The organism is Pandoraea pnomenusa, from assembly GCF_000767615.3.
Classification (GTDB): Bacteria; Pseudomonadota; Gammaproteobacteria; order Burkholderiales; family Burkholderiaceae; genus Pandoraea; species Pandoraea pnomenusa.
The window spans coordinates 2311851-2332657 of sequence record NZ_CP009553.3 but is presented as its reverse complement, the minus strand read 5'-3'; the positions used below and the strand labels follow the sequence as shown (position 1 = coordinate 2332657).

Here is a 20807-nt window from a genome sequence, read left to right as displayed (position 1 = left end):
CGCATTAGCGGAGCAACCCCATGCATCCGATCCGGATGGTACGCGGGCTGTTCGGCGGTCTGTTCTGGCGTACCTTTTTTCTCATTGCCCTGCTCATCGGCGTGAGCCTCGCCGCCTGGTACCAGAGCTTTCGCGTGATCGAGCGGGAGCCGCGCGCGCAGCGCGTCGCGCAGCAGCTTGTCTCGATCGTCAAACTCACGCGTACCGCCCTGCTTTACTCCGAGCCCGATTTGCGCCGGGCGCTGCTGCAGGATCTCGAGAGCAACGAGGGCATTCGCGTGTATCCGCGCGAACCCGCCGACAAGATCGAGAAGCAGCCCGGCAGCGTGGTGCAGGATCTGATCGCGCGCGACGTGCAGCGACGCCTCGGCACCGACACGGTGATCGCCGCCTCGGTCAATGAAATCCCCGCCATGTGGATCAGCTTCAAGATCGATGAAGACGACTATTGGGTCGCCATCGAGCAAGACCGGATCGACACGGCCACCGGTCTTCAACTTTTCAGTTGGGGCACGTTCGCGCTTGCGCTCTCGCTCATTGGCGCCGCGTTCATCACGGCACTCGTGAACCGCCCGTTCGCGCGACTGGCGCACGCGGCGCGCGCCATCGGCGAGGGACATCGTCCGGACCCACTGCCCGAACGCGGCATGGGCGAAGCCGCCGAGGCCAATCGCAGCTTCAACCAGATGGTGCAGGAGCTCGAACGCCTGGAGGCGGACCGCGCGCTGATGCTCGCCGGCATCTCCCACGACCTGCGCACGCCGCTGGCCCGTCTGCGGCTGGAAACCGAAATGAGCCCGTCCGAGGAGTCCGTCAAACGGGACATGATCAGCGACATCGAGCAGATGGACGAGATCATCGGCCGCTTCCTCGATTACGCGCGCCCCGCCTCTCGTACGATGCAGTCGCTCGATTTGTCCGACATCGCGCGCGAGACGGTGTCCGCCTTCGAAGGTCGCGAGGATCTGAGCCTGAGCACCGATCTGGCCGATGGCGCCCCCGTACTCGCCGAACGCACCGACCTCAAGCGCCTGCTCACGAACCTGATCGAGAACGCGCGAAAGTACGGACGCGATGCCCAGACCGACATCGCCAACGTCCACATCTCCACGCGCGTGATCGGCGAACGCGTCGAAATGCGCGTGCGCGACACCGGGCCGGGGATTCCCGAGGATCAACTGGGACTGGTGTTCCGTCCGTTCTATCGCGTGGACACCGCCCGCACGAAAGCCGACGGCACGGGGCTGGGCATGGCCATCGTCCAGCGCATCGCCAGCCGCTACAAGGGCCTCGCCACGCTGCGCAACGTCCGGCCGGGTACCGGCCTTGAAATCATCGTGTCATTTCCACTTGCTAAATAGATGATGTCGTGCCGAAATTTGGCTATGCTCAAGGCTTGCCCCGCATGCGCTGCGCAAAATCCTATCGACGGGATTTGATTTAACTATCCCCCGCATAAAAAGAAACTATTGCGATCGATTCGTCAATAGCGTACACTACTTTGGTTGACCGGGATCGTGAGATTCCGGTCAGTTGCCAGTTGCGATGTCCCCTGCGATATCTCGACATAAACCGCACTAATTTAGGAGTAATCGATGAAGACTGTCGGCGACAAACTCGAAGCGTTCTCGGTCGAAGCTGCCAAGCCTGGTTTCAACAACCACGAAGAAAACGGCGTGTCGGCTTTCGAAACGATCACCGAAGCCTCGTTCCCGGGCAAGTGGAAAGTCATTTACTTCTACCCGAAGGATTTCACGTTCGTGTGCCCGACCGAAATCGTTGAATTCGGCAAGCTGGCGAACGATTTCGCAGACCGCGACGCCGTGCTGATGGGCGGCTCGGGCGACAACGAATTCGTGAAGCTCGCATGGCGCCGTGAGCACAAGGACCTGAACAAGCTGAACCACTACTCGTTCGGCGACACCACCGGCTCGCTGATCGACCAGCTCGGCGTGCGCGACAAGGCTGCCGGCGTGGCCCTGCGTGCAACGTTCATCGTTGACCCGGACAACGTCATTCAGCACGTCTCGGTGAACAACCTGAACGTCGGCCGCAACCCGGAAGAAGTGCTGCGCATTCTGGACGGTCTGCAAACGGACGAACTCTGCCCGTGCAACCGCGCTGTTGGCGGTGCAACGCTGTAAGCGTCGTCTCGAAGCCCGCGCGAGCGGGCTTTTTCAGCCCCACGCAATAGGAGAAATTTATGGAATTCATCACCGCGATTAAGGCCCAGATCCCTGACTACGCCAAGGACATCCGCCTGAACCTCGACGGCACCATCGTCCGCTCCTCGCTGGAAGGCAACGACGCCGTGGGGGTGGCGCTCGCCGCCGCTTTCGCCGCCAAGAGCCAGCCGATCGTCAAGGCGATTCGCGAAGCCGGCGTGCTGGCCCCGGAAGAGCTCGAAGGCGCGTTGACCGCAGCCGCGCTCATGGGCATGAACAACACCTGGTATCCGTATCTCGAGATGGCCGACAACGCCGAGCTCAAGAACGAGAAGGCCCAACTGCGCATGAACGGCTATGCCACGCGCGGTGGCGTCGACCAGCGCCGTTTCGAAATGTACGCGCTGGCCGCGTCCATCGTCGGCAAGTGCCACTTCTGCGTGCAGTCGCACGCGGCGTTGCTCGTCAACGAGCACAAGATGAGCACCGCCCAGTTGCGCGACGTCGGTCGTATCGCCGCCGTCATCAACGCTGCGGCTCAGGTGCTCAGCGCCGAGGCAGCCTGATGTCCGGGCAATGCCAAGGTCGTGCCGCGTCGTCTCGAGGACGCGTTGACGGTCTGATCGTCTGACGGCCCGGGCCGTCAGACGCGGCGCAAAAAAACGGCGCTACCGGGTGCATCCCGGTAGCGCCGTTTTCACATCTTGCGGATTGTCACATCCCGCCGTTGCCAACCACGGGACCGCGAGCCTCGGCACGAGGCCTGCGCGTTGCGCGATCATCACCTTCTGGTGCGCTCAATGCTCAGGGTGCGATGAGCAATGCGGCCGCCTGTGCCTCGATCCCCTCCTGACGCCCCAGATACCCGAGCTTCTCGTTTGTCTTGGCCTTCACGTTGACCTGACCGACGGCAATGCCGAGCGCGTCGGCAATCGACTGCGTCATCGCAGCGATGTGCGGCGCCAGTTTCGGCGCCTGCGCAATGACCGTGCAATCGACGTTGACCAGTTCGTAACCGTGCTCGCGTACGCGCCGCATGGCTTCCTTGAGCAGCACCACGCTGTTCGCGCCCTTGAATGTCGGATCGGTGTCGGGGAAATGGCGGCCGATATCGCCGAGCGCGGCGGCGCCCAGCACCGCGTCGGTGATGGCGTGCAGCAACACGTCGGCGTCCGAGTGGCCAAGCAGTCCGCGATCGAACGGAATCGTGACGCCGCCCATCACGAGCGGGCGGCCCGGCACGAGCGCATGAACGTCGTAGCCCTGACCGATGCGGAGTTTGGAAAGCGCGCCGAGCACGGCGAGCGAGGAGGAGGAGGAACCGGCTTGTTCAGTCATGGAGAGTCGCCAAATGCGAAAAATCGATGCGTCGAATCGGAGGCGCTCAGGCCGACCGGACCGCGCCGAGAAACGCCTCGGCCAATGCAAAATCCTCGGGGTACGTCACCTTGAAGTTGCGCAGGCTGCCGCGAACCAGCTTCGGTGCGTGGCCCATGCGCTCGATGGCGCTGGCTTCGTCGGTCACTTCCGCGCCGGCGGCGAGCGCGTCTTCGAGAGCGTGGCGCAGCATGCCCAAACGGAACATTTGCGGCGTTTGCGCCTGCCAGAGGCCATCGCGCGACTCGGTCGCCCCCACGGCCGCCAGCTCGCCCTTCGCTCCCGACGCCGCTTCGCGCTTGAGCGTATCGGCGACCGGCAGCGCGAGAATGCCACCGACGGGATCGTCGCGAAGCGCCTCGACCAGCGCGCGGATCAGTGCGGGCGTGATGCCCGGGCGCGCGGCATCGTGCACGAGCACCCAGTCGCTGTCCTGCGCCCCGAACTCGGTGAGCGCCTGCAGACCGCCGAGCACCGACGCGTGCCGCGACGGCCCTCCGCAGCGACGCACGGCGAAACGCAGCGGACCGAAGCGCCGCCCGTCGAAGTGATTGTCGTCAGGCGCGAGCACCAGCACCGTCTGAGCGAACTCGGAACAGGCGTCGAACGCAGCGAGCGCATAGTGAAGCATCGCCCGTCCGCCAACGCTTCGGTATTGCTTGGGCACGTCGGCCCCGGCGCGCACGCCGGCCCCGGCGCACGGGATGACGGCAAAAAGTCGGTCGCTCACGATAAAACGCAGGTAAGGGTAAAGCAGGGATTTTATAATAGTCGCTGACTGTCACGGGGCCCCATGCGAATGGAGCCCCGTGCTTTGCCATTTCTGCAACGTTTTCCTATGTCATCCGCCAACGCCCCAGCCCGTACTACCGCGCCCGTGCCGCTCGTGAAAGCGGGACAGCGTTACGCCTTCGCCGGATCGCACGCCTCGAGCGATGCCCTGCTCATCGCCCGCTATTTCGAGGACAACCGCGAACGCCTGCCGCTGCTGGCGGTGGTCTGCGCTCAGGCCACCGACGCCCTGCGTCTGCAGCAGGAACTCAAATGGTGCGCGCCCGAACTGCGCGTACGTCTGCTGCCCGATTGGGAGACGCTGCCGTACGACACGTTCTCGCCGCACCAGGATCTGGTTTCCGAGCGCCTCGCCACGCTGCACGATCTCGGGGAAAAGCGTTGCGACATCGTGCTCGTGCCGGCGACTACGGCGCTCTATCGCATGGCCCCGGCGAGCTTCATGGCGGCCTATACGTTCTTCTTCATGCAGGGCGAGCGACTCGACGAAGCGCGGCTGAAGTCGCAACTCACGCTCGCGGGATACGAGCACGTGAGTCAGGTGATGCGCCCGGGCGAATACTGCGTGCGCGGTGGCCTGATCGACCTCTTCCCGATGGGCTCCGCACTCCCCTACCGTCTCGACCTGTTCGACGACACCGTCGACAGCATTCGCGCCTTCGATCCCGACACGCAGCGCAGCCTGTATCCCGTCAAGGAAGTCCGCTTGCTTCCCGGGCGCGAGTTTCCGTTCGACGAGCCGACGCGCACCGCGTTTCGGGGTCGCTGGCGCGAGGTGTTCGAGGGCGATCCGAGCCGCAGTCCGATCTACAAGGACATCGGCAGCGGCGTGCCTTCCGCGGGCATCGAGTACTACCTGCCGCTGTTCTTCGAAGAAACGGCCACCCTCTTTCACTATCTGCCGGCCGACGCGCAGCTCGTGTTCGTGGGCGACCTCGACGCGGCGATTACCCGCTTCTGGAACGACACGCGCCAGCGCTACAACTTCCTGTCGCACGATCGCGAGCGGCCGGTACTGCCGCCCGAGCAACTGTTCCTGCTCGATCAGGACTTCTTCACGCTCGCCAAGCCCTTCGCACGCCTGACCCTGCCCACACCGGGCGACGGCACCTGGGCCACGGCGCTGCCGCCGCTGGCGATCAACCGGCGCGCCGACGACCCGCTCGCCGCGCTGCGCGCCTACCTCGCTCGCACGCCTGCGCGCGTGCTGCTGTGCGCCGACTCGGCCGGACGCCGGGAGACGCTGCTGCAACTGCTGCACGACCACGATCTGCGTCCCGTTTCGGTCGAATCGCTCGAAGATTTCCTGACGTCGGACGCCCGCTTCGCCATCGGCGTCGCCCCGCTCGCCGCCGGCTTCCTGTTGCCGACCGAGGACCTCGCGTTCATCACCGAGAACGAGCTTTACGAAGGTCTCGCGCGCCGCGCCGGCAAGCGCCGTCAGGAACAGGCGACGTCCGTCGACTCCATGGTGCGCGATCTGGCCGAACTCAAGGTCGGCGACCCGGTGGTGCATAGCCAGCATGGCATCGGGCGCTACCAGGGCCTCGTGAGCATGGACCTCGGCGAAGGAGAGACCGAGTTCCTGCATCTCGAGTATTCGGGCGACAGCAAGCTGTACGTGCCCGTCTCGCAGCTGCATCTGATATCGCGCTACAGCGGCGCCGATCCGGACACGGCACCGTTGCACTCGCTCGGCTCGGGGCAGTGGGAAAAGGCAAAGCGCAAGGCGGCACAGCAGATTCGCGACACCGCGGCAGAACTGCTCAACCTGTATGCCCGTCGCGCGGCGCGCTCGGGCTACGCCTTCCAGCTCTCGCCGCGCGACTACGAGAAATTCGCCGACAGTTTCGGCTTCGAGGAAACGCCGGACCAGGCCGCGGCCATCGCTGCCGTGATGAGCGACATGACGAGCGGCCGCCCAATGGATCGCCTGGTGTGCGGCGACGTGGGCTTCGGCAAGACCGAGGTGGCCTTGCGCGCGGCATTCATCGCCGTGCTCGACGGCAAGCAGGTCGCCCTGCTCGCGCCGACCACGCTGCTTGCCGAGCAGCATGCGCAGACGTTCTCCGACCGCTTTGCCGACTGGCCCGTGCGCATCGCGGAACTCTCGCGCTTCAAGACGACAAAGGAAGTCAACGCCAGCGTAAAGGCGATCAACGAAGGCCAGGTCGATATCGTGATCGGCACGCACAAGCTGCTCTCGAACGACATTCAGTTCCAGCGACTGGGGCTGGTCATCATCGATGAGGAACACCGGTTCGGCGTGCGCCAGAAGGAAGCGCTCAAGGCGCTGCGCGCCGAGGTCGACATGCTCACCCTCACCGCCACGCCGATCCCGCGCACGCTGGGCATGGCGCTCGAGGGACTGCGCGACTTCTCCGTCATCGCCACGGCGCCGCAGAAGCGGCTCGCGATCAAGACGTTCGTCCGACGAGAGGAAGATGGCGTCATTCGCGAAGCCATGCTGCGCGAGCTCAAACGCGGCGGGCAGGTGTACTTCCTGCACAACGAGGTGGAGACGATCGAAAATCGCAAGGCGCAGCTCGAAGCCCTCGTGCCGGAAGCGCGCATCGTCGTCGCGCATGGCCAGATGCACGAGCGCGATCTCGAGCGCGTCATGCGCGACTTCGTGACGCAACGCGCCAACGTGCTGCTGTGCACGACCATCATCGAGACCGGCATCGACGTGCCGACCGCCAACACGATCCTGATGCATCGCGCCGACAAATTCGGCCTCGCGCAGCTGCACCAGCTTCGCGGACGTGTCGGACGCTCGCATCACCAGGCCTACGCCTATCTGCTCGTGCACGATCCGAAGTCGCTCACGAAGCAGGCCCAGCGACGTCTCGAAGCGATTCAGCAAATGGAAGAGCTGGGTGCGGGCTTCTACCTCGCCATGCACGACCTGGAAATTCGCGGCGCGGGCGAAGTGCTCGGCGACAAGCAGTCCGGCGAGATTCACGAGATCGGCTTCCAACTCTACACGGACATGCTGGCCGACGCCGTGAGCGCGTTGAAGGCAGGACGCGAACCCGACCTCACCGCGCCGCTGGCCGCCACCACCGAGATCAACCTGCACGTGCCGGCCATTCTACCGAGCGACTTCTGCGGCGACGTGCAGGAGCGCCTTTCGCTCTACAAGCGGCTGGCCAACGGTACGCAGCCCGACGCCATCGACACCATCCAGGAAGAGCTCGTCGACCGCTTCGGCAAGCTGCCGCAGCAGGCCCAGGCGCTCATCGAGACGCACCGCCTTCGGCTGCTGGCCAAACCGCTCGGCATCCTCAAGATCGATGCGAGCGAGGAAGCCATCGCGCTGCAATTCGAGCCCACGCCCGCCGTCGATCCGATGCGCATCATCGAGCTGGTGCAGAAGCATCGCCACATCAAGCTCGCTGGCCAGGACAAGCTGCGCATCGAGGTCAAGCACGCGCAACTGACCGATCGCGTGCGTGCCATCAAGGAGACGTTGCGTGCGCTCGGATCACCCAGCGCGAGAGCGGCCTGATCCGCGCGACGCCTCCGGCCAGGCGCGCCGACGAGGAAAATCGCCGACGCACCAACGCCACGGCGTCAACACGCCGCGTGCGCACCGCCGTGTCGCTTCACGCCGCAAAATGGTGTGCATTGCAGCAATTTCATCGTCTTTCCTTTCAGGCGCGCCCGCACGACGTCCGTGCGGACGCGCCAATTCCCGCGAGGCAAGAATGGTTGTTCGCACAACCTTTTACCTCTAAATTATTTTTGAGTAAGATTTCCCAGTATCGATACGCATTACGCGTGTTGCACGAAGGACTGGAAGATTCACGGAGATTCGAATGACAAGCGCTTCCCCCCAAGCCGTTGCGGCTCAGGCTACCCCCGAGACCGAACCGGCATCGCTCGACTGGATCAAGAAGCTGGTCAGTATCGACACCACCAGCCGCGAATCGAACCTCGGCCTGATCGAGACGGTACGCGACAGCCTCCAGCAGGCAGGCGTCGAGCCGTGGCTGTCGTACGACGCCACCCAGCGCAAGGCCAATCTGTTCGTCACGCTGCCTGCGGCCGATGGCAATACCCAGGGCGGCATTGTGCTCTCGGGCCACACCGACGTGGTGCCCGTCGACGGCCAGCCGTGGGACACCGATCCGTTCAAGCCGGTCGTGCGCGACGGTAACCTGTATGGCCGCGGCACCTGCGACATGAAGGGCTTCATCGGCTCGGTCATGACGCTGCTGCCCGAAATGCGCGATGCCAAGCTCAAGACACCGTTCCACTTCGCGTTTTCGTACGACGAGGAAATCGGCTGCGTGGGCGCACCGGTCATGCTCGCCGAATTGCGTGAGCGCGGCATTCGTCCGGACGGCTGCATCGTCGGCGAGCCGACGAGCATGCGCGTGATCGTCGCGCACAAGGGCATCAATGCCTATCAGTGCTGCGTGCGGGGCCACGCTGCCCACTCGTCGCTCACTCCGAAGGGTTCGAACGCCATCGAGTACGCCGCGCGTCTGATCTGCTACATCCGTGATCTGGCCGACCACTTCAAGCAGAACGGTCCGTTCGACGAACTGTTCGACGTGCCGTTCACCACGGCACAGACGGGCACGATCTCGGGCGGCATCGCCCTGAACACGATCCCGGCGCTGTGCGAATTCGTCTTCGAGTACCGCAACCTGCCGGGTGTCGACGCGGAAGGCATTTTCCAGCGCATCCAGCAATACGCGATGGACGAACTCGTGCCGAAGATGCAGAAGGAGCACCCGAACGCGGGCATCGAGTTCAAGAAGATCGCCGCCGCGCCCGCGCTCGATGCGTCCGAGCAGGACGCCATCACGCAACTCGTGCGCGCACTCACCAAGGACGCCGACAAGCGCAAGGTCGCCTACGGCACTGAAGCCGGTCAGTTCCAACGGGCGGGCGTGCCGTCGATCGTGTGCGGCCCCGGCAACATCGAACAGGCGCACAAACCCAACGAATTCGTCTCGCTTGAACAGATCGCCCAGTGCGAATCGTTCCTGCATAAGCTGATTCGCAGCAATACCGTCGGCGCCTGACACCACGTGCGGCCGAGCGTGTGCAATGCACCGACCGGCAGCACCCGCAGGCCCGACGTCGCGTACGTCCAGCCGGGCCGTATTCCGCTTGCGGGATGCGGCCCGTTCCCATGGCGGCACCGCTTCACGAGACAGGCATCACGCATCACGTATTACGTATCACGCAGCTCGTATCAGGCACCAGACAGTACAAGACGCCTCACGCAAAGGCGCACAGGACATCCCGTCGCAGCAGAACAATCACATAACAAGCACCTACGCCACACAGGTATTGGAGATCTCGCCCATGAGCGCAAGCGCAGCCCCCAACGCGACGGCCTCGTCCGCCCGCACTTCCCCGCACGCATGGCGTGTGATCGTATCGGCCTCGATCGGTAACGCGCTCGAATGGTTCGACCTGGTGGTGTACGGCTTCTTTGCCGTCACCATCGCGAAGCTGTTCTTCCCGACCGGCAACGATACGATTTCGCTGCTGCTCACCCTCGGCACGTTCGGTGTGTCGTTTTTCATGCGGCCGCTGGGCGCCATCGTGATCGGCGCGTACGCCGACCGGGCGGGACGCAAGGCCGCCCTAACACTCTCGATTCTGCTGATGATGGTGGGCACCCTGCTCATCGCGGTCATGCCGACGTATGCGTCGATCGGCGTGCTCGCGCCGGTGGGCATCGTCATCGCGCGCATGGTGCAGGGCTTCTCGGCGGGTGGCGAATTCGGCAGCGCGACGGCGTTCCTGGCCGAGCACGCGCCGCAGCGCCGCGGCTTCTTCTCGAGCTGGCAGGTGGCGTCGCAAGGCCTCACCACGCTGCTTGCCGCCGGTTTCGGCGCGCTGCTGACCGGCAATCTGTCGGCCGAGGCGATGGCCTCCTGGGGCTGGCGCGTGCCGTTCTTCTTCGGTTTGCTGATCGGACCGGTCGCGTACTACATTCGCCGCCGCCTGGACGAGACGCCCGAGTTCCTCGACATCGAGCCGACGCAGAGCCCGCTGCGCGACACCTTCGCCAGCCAGAAGGAACGCCTGATGCTCGCCATCGGCGTGGTCGTGATGGCCACGGTGGCGACCTATCTGGTGCTTTACATGCCGACGTATGCCGTCAAGCAACTCGGCCTGCCGTCGTCGGCGGCGTTCTCGGCGGTGCTGCTCACCGGGGTGGTGCAGTTGATCGTCGCCCCGATCGTCGGCCACTGGTCGGACACGCACGGGCGCATCAAGCCCATGCTCAGCGCCGCCGTGGCGCTGCTCATCCTCGTCTACCCGATGTTCCACTATCTCGATGCGCACCCGACGTTCGGCTCGCTGATGGTGTTCCAGATCGTGCTCGGCCTGCTCATGACGACCTACTTCGGCGCCCTACCCGCCTTGCTCACCGAGCTGTTCCCGGTGCAGGTGCGCACCACCGGTCTCTCGCTCGGGTACAACATCGCCGCGACCGTGTTCGGCGGCTTCGCACCGTTTATCATCACGTGGTTGATCGGTGCCACGGGCAACAAGCTCGCCCCCAGCTTCTACCTGATTTTCGCGGCCGTGATCAGCATTGCCGCGTTGCTACGCAGCCGCTCGCTCGGCATGCGCTGATGCCCAATGCAGGCGGCCCCGGGCGGTGTCCCCATCGCCCGGGCCCCATGACTTAGGAGACAGAATTCAAGTGACACAATCGCTCCCCGAACTGCACGCCGAAACCATTGACGGCCAACCGGTGCCGACGAAGGACGCCATCGCCGCCCTGCACGAGCGGCTCAAGCCTTACGTGCGCACCACGCCGGTGTTCACCCGAAACGACTTCCCGACGCTCGGCGACACGCGTGTGACCTTCAAGTACGAGCTGCTGCAGGCATCGGGCACGTTCAAGGCCCGCGGCGCATTCTCGAACCTGCTCGCGCTCGACGACGCGCAACGCAAGGCCGGCGTGACGTGCGTGTCCGCGGGCAACCACGCCGTGGCCGTGGCCTACGCCGCGCAGGCGATGGGCGTGGGCGCCAAGACGGTCATGCTCAAGACTGCCAGCCCGGCACGCTCCGCGCTGTGCCGCGAATACGGCGCCGACCTGATCCTCGCGGAAAACGTGCACGAGGCATTCGACATCGTCAAACGCGTCGAACAGGAGGAAGGCCGCTACTTCGTGCATCCGTTCAACGGCTACCGCACGGTACTCGGCACGGCCACGCTAGGCTACGAGTGGGCACAGCAGGCGCCGGATCTGGACGCCGTGATCGTGCCGATCGGCGGCGGCGGACTGATCTCCGGCGTCGCAACCGCCTTCAAGCTGTTCGCCCCGCACGTGAAGGTGTACGGCGTGGAGCCGGCCGGCGCCGACGCCATGGCACAGAGCTTCGCCGCCAACGGCCCGGTGAAGATGGGGCCGATGACCGGCATCGCGGACAGTCTCATGGCGCCGCATACGGAGCTGTACAGCTACACGTTGTGCCGCCGTCACATCGACGAACTGGTCACCGTCACCGACGACGAGATGCGCGCCGGCATGCTGACGTTGTTCCGCCAGCTGAAGCTCGCCGTGGAACCGGCCTGCGCCGCGGCGACGGCCGCGCTCATGGGGCCGCTGCGCGATACGCTCATGGGCAAACGCGTCGGGGTGCTGCTTTGCGGCACGAACACCGACACCACCACATTCAACCGCCACATCGAAGCCGCACTCGCGGCGCAGGCCAACGGTTGAGACACGGCGCTCCAAGCCCTGCATGACACCTGAGACGCGACCCGACGGTCGCGTCTTCGTTTGGCCACCCGTGAACGCTCGTTCACCCCGACCGCGCACAAGGACCCCCGCATGCCCGCCACCTCCCCCTCCCCGGCCGTTCTGCTACTCGACGCCGCGCAAATCGCCGCACTCATGCCTGTGGCCGACGCCATTCCGGTCATGTCCGACATGTTCGCAGCGCTCGCGCGCGACCGGATCCACCTGCCGCTACGCCAGATCATCCGCCCGCCCGAGGCGCTCGGCGCCAAGGGCATGCTGGGCATGATGCCTGCCTTCCTCGGCGCCGAAGCCTGTGGCACACCTGTCTACGGCGCGAAGGTCGGCACGTTCTTTCCCGAGAACAGCCGCCTCGGCAAGGACCCTCATCAGGGCTGCGTGCTGTTGATGAGCGGCGAGACGGGCGAACTGCTTGCCGTGATGAACGCGGCGCAGATCACCGGCATTCGAACGGCGGCCGTCACCGGGCTCGCCACGCGACTGCTCGCTCGCCCCGACGCTTGCCGGCTCGCGCTGATCGGCGCGGGCCATCAGGCGCACTGGCACCTCGCCGCGCTAGCCGCCGGGCGAGGGTTGACCCACGTGCGCGTGGCCAGCCGCTCGCTGGCGTCGGCCCAGGCCTTCGTCGATCGTGAGCAGCCGAACTACGCGTTCGGCCTCGAGGCGGTGTCCACTGTCGAGGCCGCGGTACGCGACGCCGATATCGTCGTCACGGTCACCAACACGACCGAGCCAATCCTTCAGGCCGAGTGGATCGCCCCCGGGGCGCACGTCAATCTGGTCGGCAGCAGTACGCCACGCCATCGCGAAGCCCATACCGAACTCATGGCGCGCGCTGAATTGTTCGTCGATCGCCGCGAATCGACCGTCAACGAGTCCGGCGATTACCTGGCCGCCGCCGCCGAGGGCCGCATCGGTCCGGAAGACCTGCTCGCCGAACTCGGCGAACTCGTCATCGGCCAGCACGCCGGACGCTCCGGCGCGACGGCTGTCACGTTGTTCAAATCGCTCGGTATGGGGGCGCAGGACGTCGCCCTGGCGGCCGCGTTGTACCGGCGGGCACAGGCGGAAGGCGCGGGTACGCACGCATCGATCTGACGCCGGTACTGCGCGAGGTGTCGACCGGGATTCGGCATTGCGAGGTCTGAATTCGATGTCGGAATCCGTCCGGTTCCGGTCTCTCCAGGGGCTGTCGTGCGCCACGACCCCGCCTTAACATGGGGTCATTGCCACCCCACCGGAGCCACGCCATGTCGCAAACCCCATCGTCCCGGACCGCCCTGCTCGTCATCGACGCCCAGGAATCCTTTCGCCAGCGCCCGTTCTGGCGCGAAGACGATCTCGCCCAGTACTTCGAGCGCCAGCAAGCGCTCATCGACGGTGCCGTCGCGCGCGGCGTGCCCGTCGTCCAGGTGTTTCACGTCAGCTCAGGCCCGTTCGCCCGGGACTCGGGCTTTGTGCGCACGCTCAAGGAACTGCGCATCGCACCGGACTTCACGCTCGACAAGGTCAAGCACAGTGCCCTCGCCGGCTCGACACTCGGCGCCTGGCTGGTGGAGCACGGCATCACGCGGCTGATCGTGTCGGGCATTCGTACGGAACAATGCTGCGAGACGACCACGCGTGCCGCCTCGGACGCCGGCTACGCCGTCGATTTCGTGACCGAGGCCACCCTCACCTTCCCGATGACGCACCCGGGCACCGGCCGCGAACTGTCCGTCGCCGAGTTGAAGGAGCGCACGGAAACGGTGCTGGTGAATCGCTTTGCACGTATCGTCACGGTTGAGGAAGCGCTCGCCGCGGTGTAACTTCGAGGTCTGTCCGAATCCGTCCTCAACGGGATTACCCACAATGCCGCGCGAACAACCCGTCTACGTTCTGGTCACGCCCAACGCGTTGTTGCTCGATATCGCCGCGCCGGCCGAAGCGCTGCGCATTGCCAATCACCAGCAGGACGCGGTTCGATTCTCGCTGCGCTACGTTGGCGCGCAGCGCTCGGCCACCACGTCCATCGGTCTGTGCGTCTCGCCGCTGGAAACGCTTCCCGAGACGCTGCCCGACGGGACGTGGCTCGTCGTCACGGGAACGGTGTCCAAACCGTTGCCGACGGTCCTGCCGGAGGCTTGCGCCACGACTGCGGACCCCGCCGACCCGACGCAGCACATCGAGACCGGGGAGGCGATCGAAGCCCGGGTCGTCGACTGGCTGCGCGGCGTCGTGCGGCCGACGCATCAACTCGCCTGCATCTGCACCGGCGCACTGCTCGCCGCCCGTGCGGGTTTGCTCGACGGGCGCGCATGCACGACTCACCATGCCAGTTGCGACGCGCTGCGCATGCTCGCGCCAGGTGCTCGCGTAGCCGACAACCGTCTCTATGTGCACGACGGCAACGTATGGACGAGCGCCGGCGTGACCACCGGGCTCGATCTGATGCTCACCCTCATCGCAGAGACGACTGACCCGTTGTGCGCGGCTGCGGTGGCACGACAGATGGTCGTGTATGCGCGTCGCGCGGGCGCCGATCCGCAGCTCTCCCCATGGCTCGAAGGGCGCAACCACCTGCATCCGGCGCTGCATCGCGTGCAGGACGCGATTGCCGCCGACCCCGCGCGTGACTGGACCCTGGCCGGCATGGCGGAAATTGCGTGCGTGAGCGAGCGTCAGGTCACGCGGCTGTTTCGCGAGCACGCGGACACCGCCCCCATCGACTATGTCCACCGGCTGCGCATCGCACTGGTGCGTGAGCTGCTCGGCAACAGCCAACTGGACCTCGAGCACATTGCCGAGCGCGCGGGCTTCGGTTCGAGTCGTCATTTGCGGCGCGTCTGGCAGAAATTCAGTCCGACGCCCCCGAGCCGGGTGCGTCGCGAAGCTCGCGCCACATGACATGCCGCAGCACTATCGATCGTCGGGATGCCATCCAGGTTGCGGAAAGTGCGCCCAGTCGGGGGCGTGCAGGAGCGTGCCGTCGCCTCGCTCGTCGTAGGGCGACACACCCGGCTCGCTCTGGTACTCCAGCGCAAGGTCGACCGCGAGATCGGCGTGAATCGCCGTGCGGTACTTGATGCATTGATTGCCGGCCCTGGCCACATACATCTGCGCCCACGCGTGCTCGCCCAACACATTGCCGGCCGTCGAGACGCCCTCTTGTGCGCCCAGCACCCGTGACGCAAACAGGTCGACCACGAGATTCCGGTCGCCATCGGTGTCACCCTGCGGGCGAGACGTGCGCCCGATCACAGCGAACGACATCGACGGTCTGAGCTGCGTGGGACGCGACCACGCCAGCACGATGCGATAGCGGATCGACGTCACGCCGAACTGCGTCAGAATCCCCTCGATCTTCCCGAGCACGTGCCGCTCGGCACCCGTCAACGCCCAATGCCCCATCGCCACGTTCTGCTGAATCGCCGCTCCGATCTGCTTGTCGTTGAGCAAGGCGCGAAGGATGTCCGCGGTGTCCAGGGTCGCGTCGCTCGCGGGCGGCGCGGGAATCTCTGCAAAGATGCCCGGCGTGCCGCGCTCCGCCCACAAGCGAACCGGTATGGCGCCATTGAGCCACCATCGCCCATCCCTGAACCGTATCGGTGCGTTGCCGCGCGCCAGATCGACGCAATAGTATGCCGTGGACTGCACCGCACCGTCGTCGTCGATGTGATGCATCGCCGCGAGGCCATCGCCCAGACTCATGATGTGGACCGGTTCCAGGATCCGATGCTCGTCGGCCTCCACCACGAAGACCCGATACCCCGACGGCACATTGCGCAAGGCGTCCAGGCTCATGATCTCGACGCCGGAGGACAAGCGAAGGTCGCGACGTTCACACACTCGTCCTCCGGTCGGGATCCCCCGCCAGATCGATGGCAGCACGGGCCCGAAATGCCCGCTGCCTTCGTAGGCGGCCGCGTCGAGCAACGCGGCCCCGAACGCGTGGTTGCCGAGCCCCGAGCGCACCAGGTGTGCCGCGTCGCGATGCGCGATGTGAGGGACATAACACGCCCACACGCGTGCGATGTAGTCGCCGGCGAAGTCGACGAGCCACTGACTGTCGTGTTGCGCCGACAGTGGCGTCGAGGTTCCCATCACGAAATCCTCGATGGATTCGCCGAGGAAATGCGCGAACGGCAATCCCATGCAGTATCCGGACTGTGCAAGCGTGTCGTAATGACACGTGCCGGGACGCGGGAGCGGGTGGGCCGCCGTCGCGCAGGCCCGGCGGACGTCCGCGAGAAGCCGTTCGCCCTGACGCGGCGGCAAGTCACGTGCCGCGTAGGCGATCGGGTAAAGCATGTCGCTCGCCGGGCGCCTGGGCAGCCCCGTCAGTTCGCCCGCCAAGCCCACCTCCGAGAGCAACCATTGCCGCAGGCCGCCCGCCACGTCTTCGTGACCGCGCCGGGCGAATGTCATGCGCAGCGCCGAGGCGGGCGCGCTTCCTTGCGCGGTATCGCTCAGCACGTTTTTCAGCCGTTCGGCATCGAAACGCGTGACGTGGGGCGCGAGAAACGCCTGTAGCGCGGGGTTCCCAGGCACGTCCAGGCGCGTGCCGAGCAGGAGCGCTTCACCCGTGACGAGCGACACGAGCAAATGGTCGAAGGCGCCTCGCAATGCCACAACGCCGGCTATCCGGCACCCCGAGACCTCCACGATCGACAGCTCGGTTGCCCCCGCGAGCCGTTCGCGAATCAATGTCTGGTGGACCTGCGGGACCCTCGGGAGGTACCAGAACAGCAGGCCCGCTTCGATGCGGGCAAGCGTGCGAACGAGCGATGTCCGAAAACGCGCGTCACTCCATGGTGCTTCGATGCGCTGTCGGATGTCCAACTCCGGCGCCTCGTCGGCAGGGCTCGCGGCGGGCGGCGTTATGACCGGTTCGCCGCTACAGGGCTGCGTACCGAACACATACCCCGCTTTCCATCGATCGACAAAGTATGCCCATCGTGCAAAGGCTCGCTGCCGGAGTGTCTCGTAGGTGGGTTCGTTGAAGTCGGGCGTGGGCCGCCGGGTCGTGGGTGCCGGCGGTGCGGGCTTGGACGGTGGCGGGCGGACGGACGACGCGCCCGCGCGCGTGGAATCGATCGCGGCGGCGCGCGTCGGCGTGCCGATGAGGATCACGGGGATCAGATCCTTGAGCGGCTCGATAAACACTTGAAAAGCGCGGCCGTCGCTTTCGACGCAACCGTTGCCCGTGAACTTCAACGCACTGTCATGCGCCGCGCCGCCGACCATGCCGAATCCGCCGTTCGGCAGTGTGGCAATGCTGTCGTCGGTACACGCGCCGGCGATGCGTCCCGCGCCGCACGTGACCCCCGCGAACAGCATGCGCCCCCGTGTGTCAGCGAAGGCGATCAGGTAGCCGGCGGGCACGCGCATGAGTTGCGCCTCCGACTCGACCGGCATGCATGCCGGACCGAGGAAATCATGCACGTTGTCCTGCCCCTCTCGTAGCGGCGGGCGCTGTGCACCGTCGCCACCGATGCGCAAATCCGTGCGGAATCGGCTCAACACGCGCCACGGGGTGTCCGGCACGCCGGAATGCCTGGAGAACTGCGTGAGCGCAGTCGCCAGATGGGTCAACTCCTCGCGCGCCCCGTCTGGGACCACGCTCGGGTCGAGGATGCGATCGACCAGCGCATAGACGGGTGGCACATCGCTCAGATGCGTGAGCAAGACGTTGACGGCGTCGGACAAGGACTGGTTGTCGGGACGCCGGAAGAACATCCGCATGGCGTTGGCGAACAGCATCTGACGGTGAATGCTGCGCAGCTCCGTGAGGTCCGCACCGGCCGAACGTTGCGAGAGCACGCCGTAACCAGCCCCCATCATGCTCGCCGCACTTGCACCGTAGACCAACTCGGCCTTCCAGCCGAAGCTGCGAACCAGCACGCCGCAAATGGCGATGGCCATGACCTTGAGTCCGTCGAACGCAGATAACCGCACCTGGTCCCAATGGCGAAGTTTGCGCCATGACTCGGTCACGATGTGCACGTCGATATTGAGCCGAATGTGGCGCACCCTCGCCGACCACATCAGGTCGTCGAGGTGCTCGGGCACGATGAACCGGAAGTCGGGATACGGCAGCAGGGCCTCGTACAGCGCATCGATCGTCGACGCTCGCGCGGGCGTCACATTTGCACCGTGCTGCGCCGCGCGCGCAGGCACCGTGTCGCCGGCCGACGCCGCGGCGATGCGAAACTTTCGTTGCTCCCAGAAGATTGGACTGTCGAGCTTCGACGCATCGACCATGGACATGTGGTCGCGCATGAATGACTTGAACGCCTGCGTGTCTTCCGTGGACGGGCGCCACACGAAGTAGTCACCCCGCTTGATGGAGATCAGTACGGCCAACTCTCCCTCGCGGACCACGTAAGCCGCAAGATCCGCGATCACGTGATGCCGGAACGTGATCAACTGTGTTCGCGCCGCCATCGCCTGATCGTCCTGTTCGAGCAGGAACCGGTCCGCGCCGCAGCCGATGGCGCGCTCGGCAATCGCGCGGTACAGCGTGCTGACGAACACCGCTCGCGCGAGTTGTGCATGGGCCGACGCCACCTCTCGGGAACGCTCCAGCGTCTGCACGGCCGCCACGTCGCTATCATGCAGCGCCTGCCGAAAGGCGTCGTTGTCGACGGCGGCGAGCAAGCGCTCGGCGCGGGTATCGCGGGAGGAAACCGACGTCACCTCGCGCGACCCGCCAAGTTTGAGATACTCCTTGCGAAAGTGGTGGCCCAGCGCGATCTGCGCCAGAGAAAACGTTTCGGGCGTCACGAGCTGGGCGTTGGCACCGTGCCCCTGAAAGTGAAATCCCTGCTCGCGATAACGCACCTCGACGATGGCGTCCCAAGGCAGGGCCTCGTCTCGTGCGTAACCCAGCGTGGTGCGATCGCCGAGCACGCGCTCCATCAAGGCTCTCGTATACGTCACCGTCTGACGCTCATAAAACGTGAGATCGCGCAGCGCATCCCGGACGGCCTCGCCACTCTCGTACAAGGTCAGCACCTGATCGAGCGACAGTACGTCACGTGCGTCGAACCGCGGCTCCGATCGATCCGCCAGGTCCGATCCATCCGACGGATCCGCGCGCTGTGCGTCCCCCGCGGGTGAGGCATGCCCCGGATCGTCGCCGCCGAGCAACGCTTCGCCCGACGGGCCCATGGGCGTCTCGCCGAACACCTTGCGGTATGCCACGACGCCCGCGAGTGCGGCGACCGGTAGCAACGCCCCCCCCGCAACGACCTGACGCTTTCGCGTCGGCCAGTGTCCACACAGCGTCGCCAGCGACGCGCCCGCGCCGACCAGCCGCGCCGCCCCACCCAGCAGCGGCTGCGCAACGTCGCCGGAATTCACGGGCGGCGGTGCGGACGGCGGTGGCAATGGCGCGGCGGCGGATCGCGTCGTCGGCACGTGCGGCGCGTGTGTCGGATAGGGGGCGGCAGTCAGTTGCCTGACGGCGTTGGCCCGCGCGCGATCGTCGGCGTCCCACTGATCGCAGGTATGTGCCCACCGCCGCAGCTGCAACTGCCGATGGGCCGCCGCCACATGCTCGACGCCGCCCGACAGCGCGAATGCGCCGTGTTGATGCATCAGCGCGAGCAGCGCATCGAGCGCCTGTGCGGCCGTGCACGGTTGCAGGCGAAATGCTCGACCGGCGTTGTGGGCAGCCGCACGGACAAAGTCACGCGCATTGAGCCCTGCGATCACTTCGCCCGGCGTCTGTCCCGGGCTCCGGCTCTCGAGTCGGCGTCGAATCGCACTCGTCAGATGAAAAAAATCCAGCTGTGCATGCACGCCCATGAACCTGACGACGAGCGCGCCGATTTCCGCGCACGTCAGCATCGGCAAGGCGAGTGCCAGTGCCGCTGCGTATCGCGCTCGCGCATGCACGTCGCCCCCCCGTGGCAATGCCACTATCGCACGCGCCATGGCAGCGGCTTCCAGCGACGTGCTGACCACAATCCCCCACATCGCCAAATCGGACAGGACATAACCGGCGATGCCTGCCGCACCCAGCAACGCAGCGCTTTGCGCCAACGCACGCACCGGGCCGGGCCCATTGGGCGCCGCCACGCCATCGGCGTCGATCATGCCGGCCATGACGTGCTCCCATGCCCGCGTCGCCAGCGCGGGATGCCGCCTCACGAACGCGGGCAACCGTTCACCGAGCCATTGCGCGTCGGCGCTCGTGATGTCGTCGATGCAGCCCCCTTGCAAGGCGGCAAGAATCGCATGGCAAAGTCCGCCGAACGGCAGGTCCGGTACTCCCCAGTCGGGTCGGCCATCATGCCACACGCCAAACCGGCAGCCGTCCTGACACAACGTCAATCCACATGTCGCGCCCGCGCGCGCGGGGAGCGCCCCGGGGTGTTCAGACAGCAGCGCGTACAGCGACGTCTCGCCGAGCGTCCAGTGCGCCGCGTTGCCTGCGTCGCGCAGGACGTCCTGCCCGCCGAGCAGGCCCCGCATCAGTTGCGCGGCGACCGGCCCCCAGCGTTCCGGGGAAACGGCGAATCGATACACGACCTGCACGCGCCAGTCCATCGTGCTCACCGGCGCGAGATCCTGGGTTTGCTCGCACCATTGCGCGCGTGTGCGCGCCGCCGCCTCCCCCGGCGTCTCGGCGCCGTGAAGGCGCCACGGGGCGTACCCCCCGCCGTTGATCCGCATGCGGCCTCCTTGAACCGGTGTTCGCCGTTCCGACGGCATCCCGCTGCCATCTTCGAGTCCGC

At 65.8% G+C, this 20807-nt stretch carries 13 protein-coding genes; 10 read left to right on the top strand and 3 right to left on the bottom strand.

Features of this window, described 5'->3' with window-relative positions:
* Nucleotides 1-20: 20 nt before the first annotated feature.
* The 3 genes from LV28_RS34500 to LV28_RS34490 all read left to right on the top strand — a co-directional run bounded on the left by LV28_RS34500 (nucleotide 21) and on the right by LV28_RS34490 (nucleotide 2731).
* Nucleotides 21-1361: an ATP-binding protein gene (locus LV28_RS34500; protein ID WP_115344360.1), complete on the top strand. Its 1341-nt coding sequence runs from the start codon at nucleotides 21-23 to the stop codon at nucleotides 1359-1361.
* 234 nt (nucleotides 1362-1595) lie between these two features.
* A complete protein-coding gene (locus LV28_RS34495) occupies nucleotides 1596-2144 on the top strand; it encodes a peroxiredoxin (protein ID WP_023595691.1) in 549 nt (182 codons plus the stop codon).
* Nucleotides 2145-2203: 59 nt separating this feature from the next.
* Nucleotides 2204-2731, top strand: a complete 528-nt coding sequence (locus LV28_RS34490; RefSeq protein ID WP_023595690.1) for a carboxymuconolactone decarboxylase family protein — start codon at nucleotides 2204-2206, stop codon at nucleotides 2729-2731.
* 238 nt (nucleotides 2732-2969) lie between these two features.
* On the opposite strand, the gene ispF is transcribed toward LV28_RS34490, so the two are convergent.
* Nucleotides 2970-3503 carry a 2-C-methyl-D-erythritol 2,4-cyclodiphosphate synthase gene (gene ispF, locus LV28_RS34485; RefSeq protein ID WP_023874574.1) on the bottom strand — a complete coding sequence of 178 codons (534 nt, stop codon included), beginning with the start codon at nucleotides 3501-3503 and terminating at the stop codon, nucleotides 2970-2972.
* A 46-nt stretch (nucleotides 3504-3549) separates the two neighbouring features.
* Complete coding sequence (gene ispD / locus LV28_RS34480) at nucleotides 3550-4272, bottom strand: 2-C-methyl-D-erythritol 4-phosphate cytidylyltransferase (protein ID WP_023595688.1); 723 nt, start codon at nucleotides 4270-4272, stop codon at nucleotides 3550-3552.
* Between the two features lie 108 nt (nucleotides 4273-4380).
* Here ispD and mfd point away from each other — a divergent pair, with 108 nt between their 5' ends.
* The 7 genes from mfd (at nucleotide 4381) to LV28_RS34445 (ending at nucleotide 14970) form a co-directional block, all read left to right on the top strand.
* Nucleotides 4381-7845 carry a transcription-repair coupling factor gene (gene mfd, locus LV28_RS34475; protein WP_038617773.1) on the top strand — a complete coding sequence of 1155 codons (3465 nt, stop codon included), beginning with the start codon at nucleotides 4381-4383 and terminating at the stop codon, nucleotides 7843-7845.
* Nucleotides 7846-8155: 310 nt separating this feature from the next.
* The gene (gene argE / locus LV28_RS34470; protein ID WP_025249045.1) at nucleotides 8156-9373 is read left to right on the top strand and encodes an acetylornithine deacetylase; all 1218 of its coding nucleotides are present in this window, start codon (nucleotides 8156-8158) and stop codon (nucleotides 9371-9373) included.
* A 286-nt stretch (nucleotides 9374-9659) separates the two neighbouring features.
* Nucleotides 9660-10946 carry an MFS transporter gene (locus tag LV28_RS34465; RefSeq protein WP_023874581.1) on the top strand — a complete coding sequence of 429 codons (1287 nt, stop codon included), beginning with the start codon at nucleotides 9660-9662 and terminating at the stop codon, nucleotides 10944-10946.
* A gap of 70 nt (nucleotides 10947-11016) precedes the next feature.
* The gene (locus LV28_RS34460) at nucleotides 11017-12045 is read left to right on the top strand and encodes a threonine/serine dehydratase family protein (RefSeq protein ID WP_023595684.1); all 1029 of its coding nucleotides are present in this window, start codon (nucleotides 11017-11019) and stop codon (nucleotides 12043-12045) included.
* Between the two features lie 111 nt (nucleotides 12046-12156).
* Complete coding sequence (locus LV28_RS34455) at nucleotides 12157-13182, top strand: ornithine cyclodeaminase family protein (RefSeq protein ID WP_038621167.1); 1026 nt, start codon at nucleotides 12157-12159, stop codon at nucleotides 13180-13182.
* Nucleotides 13183-13334: 152 nt separating this feature from the next.
* Nucleotides 13335-13892 (top strand): cysteine hydrolase family protein, encoded by a 558-nt coding sequence (locus LV28_RS34450; RefSeq protein WP_038617776.1) that lies wholly within the window; start codon nucleotides 13335-13337, stop codon nucleotides 13890-13892.
* 43 nt (nucleotides 13893-13935) lie between these two features.
* Entirely contained in the window at nucleotides 13936-14970 is a 1035-nt protein-coding gene (locus LV28_RS34445; protein ID WP_038617779.1) for a GlxA family transcriptional regulator, read from the top strand.
* Between the two features lie 12 nt (nucleotides 14971-14982).
* Here LV28_RS34445 and LV28_RS34440 read toward each other — a convergent pair whose 3' ends face one another.
* Nucleotides 14983-20745, bottom strand: a complete 5763-nt coding sequence (locus LV28_RS34440; protein WP_038617782.1) for a hypothetical protein — start codon at nucleotides 20743-20745, stop codon at nucleotides 14983-14985.
* Between the last annotated feature and the right edge of the window lie 62 nt (nucleotides 20746-20807).

Coding starts and splice junctions, on each gene's coding strand:
- LV28_RS34490 (WP_023595690.1), top strand. CDS start 2,204: ATGGAATTCATCACCGCGATTAAGGCCCAGATCCCTGACTACGCCAAG.
- LV28_RS34450 (WP_038617776.1), top strand. CDS start 13,335: ATGTCGCAAACCCCATCGTCCCGGACCGCCCTGCTCGTCATCGACGCC.
- LV28_RS34440 (WP_038617782.1), bottom strand. CDS start 20,745: ATGCGGATCAACGGCGGGGGGTACGCCCCGTGGCGCCTTCACGGCGCC.
- LV28_RS34495 (WP_023595691.1), top strand. CDS start 1,596: ATGAAGACTGTCGGCGACAAACTCGAAGCGTTCTCGGTCGAAGCTGCC.
- LV28_RS34465 (WP_023874581.1), top strand. CDS start 9,660: ATGAGCGCAAGCGCAGCCCCCAACGCGACGGCCTCGTCCGCCCGCACT.
- LV28_RS34445 (WP_038617779.1), top strand. CDS start 13,936: ATGCCGCGCGAACAACCCGTCTACGTTCTGGTCACGCCCAACGCGTTG.
- mfd (WP_038617773.1), top strand. CDS start 4,381: ATGTCATCCGCCAACGCCCCAGCCCGTACTACCGCGCCCGTGCCGCTC.
- ispF (WP_023874574.1), bottom strand. CDS start 3,503: ATGACTGAACAAGCCGGTTCCTCCTCCTCCTCGCTCGCCGTGCTCGGC.
- LV28_RS34455 (WP_038621167.1), top strand. CDS start 12,157: ATGCCCGCCACCTCCCCCTCCCCGGCCGTTCTGCTACTCGACGCCGCG.
- argE (WP_025249045.1), top strand. CDS start 8,156: ATGACAAGCGCTTCCCCCCAAGCCGTTGCGGCTCAGGCTACCCCCGAG.
- LV28_RS34500 (WP_115344360.1), top strand. CDS start 21: ATGCATCCGATCCGGATGGTACGCGGGCTGTTCGGCGGTCTGTTCTGG.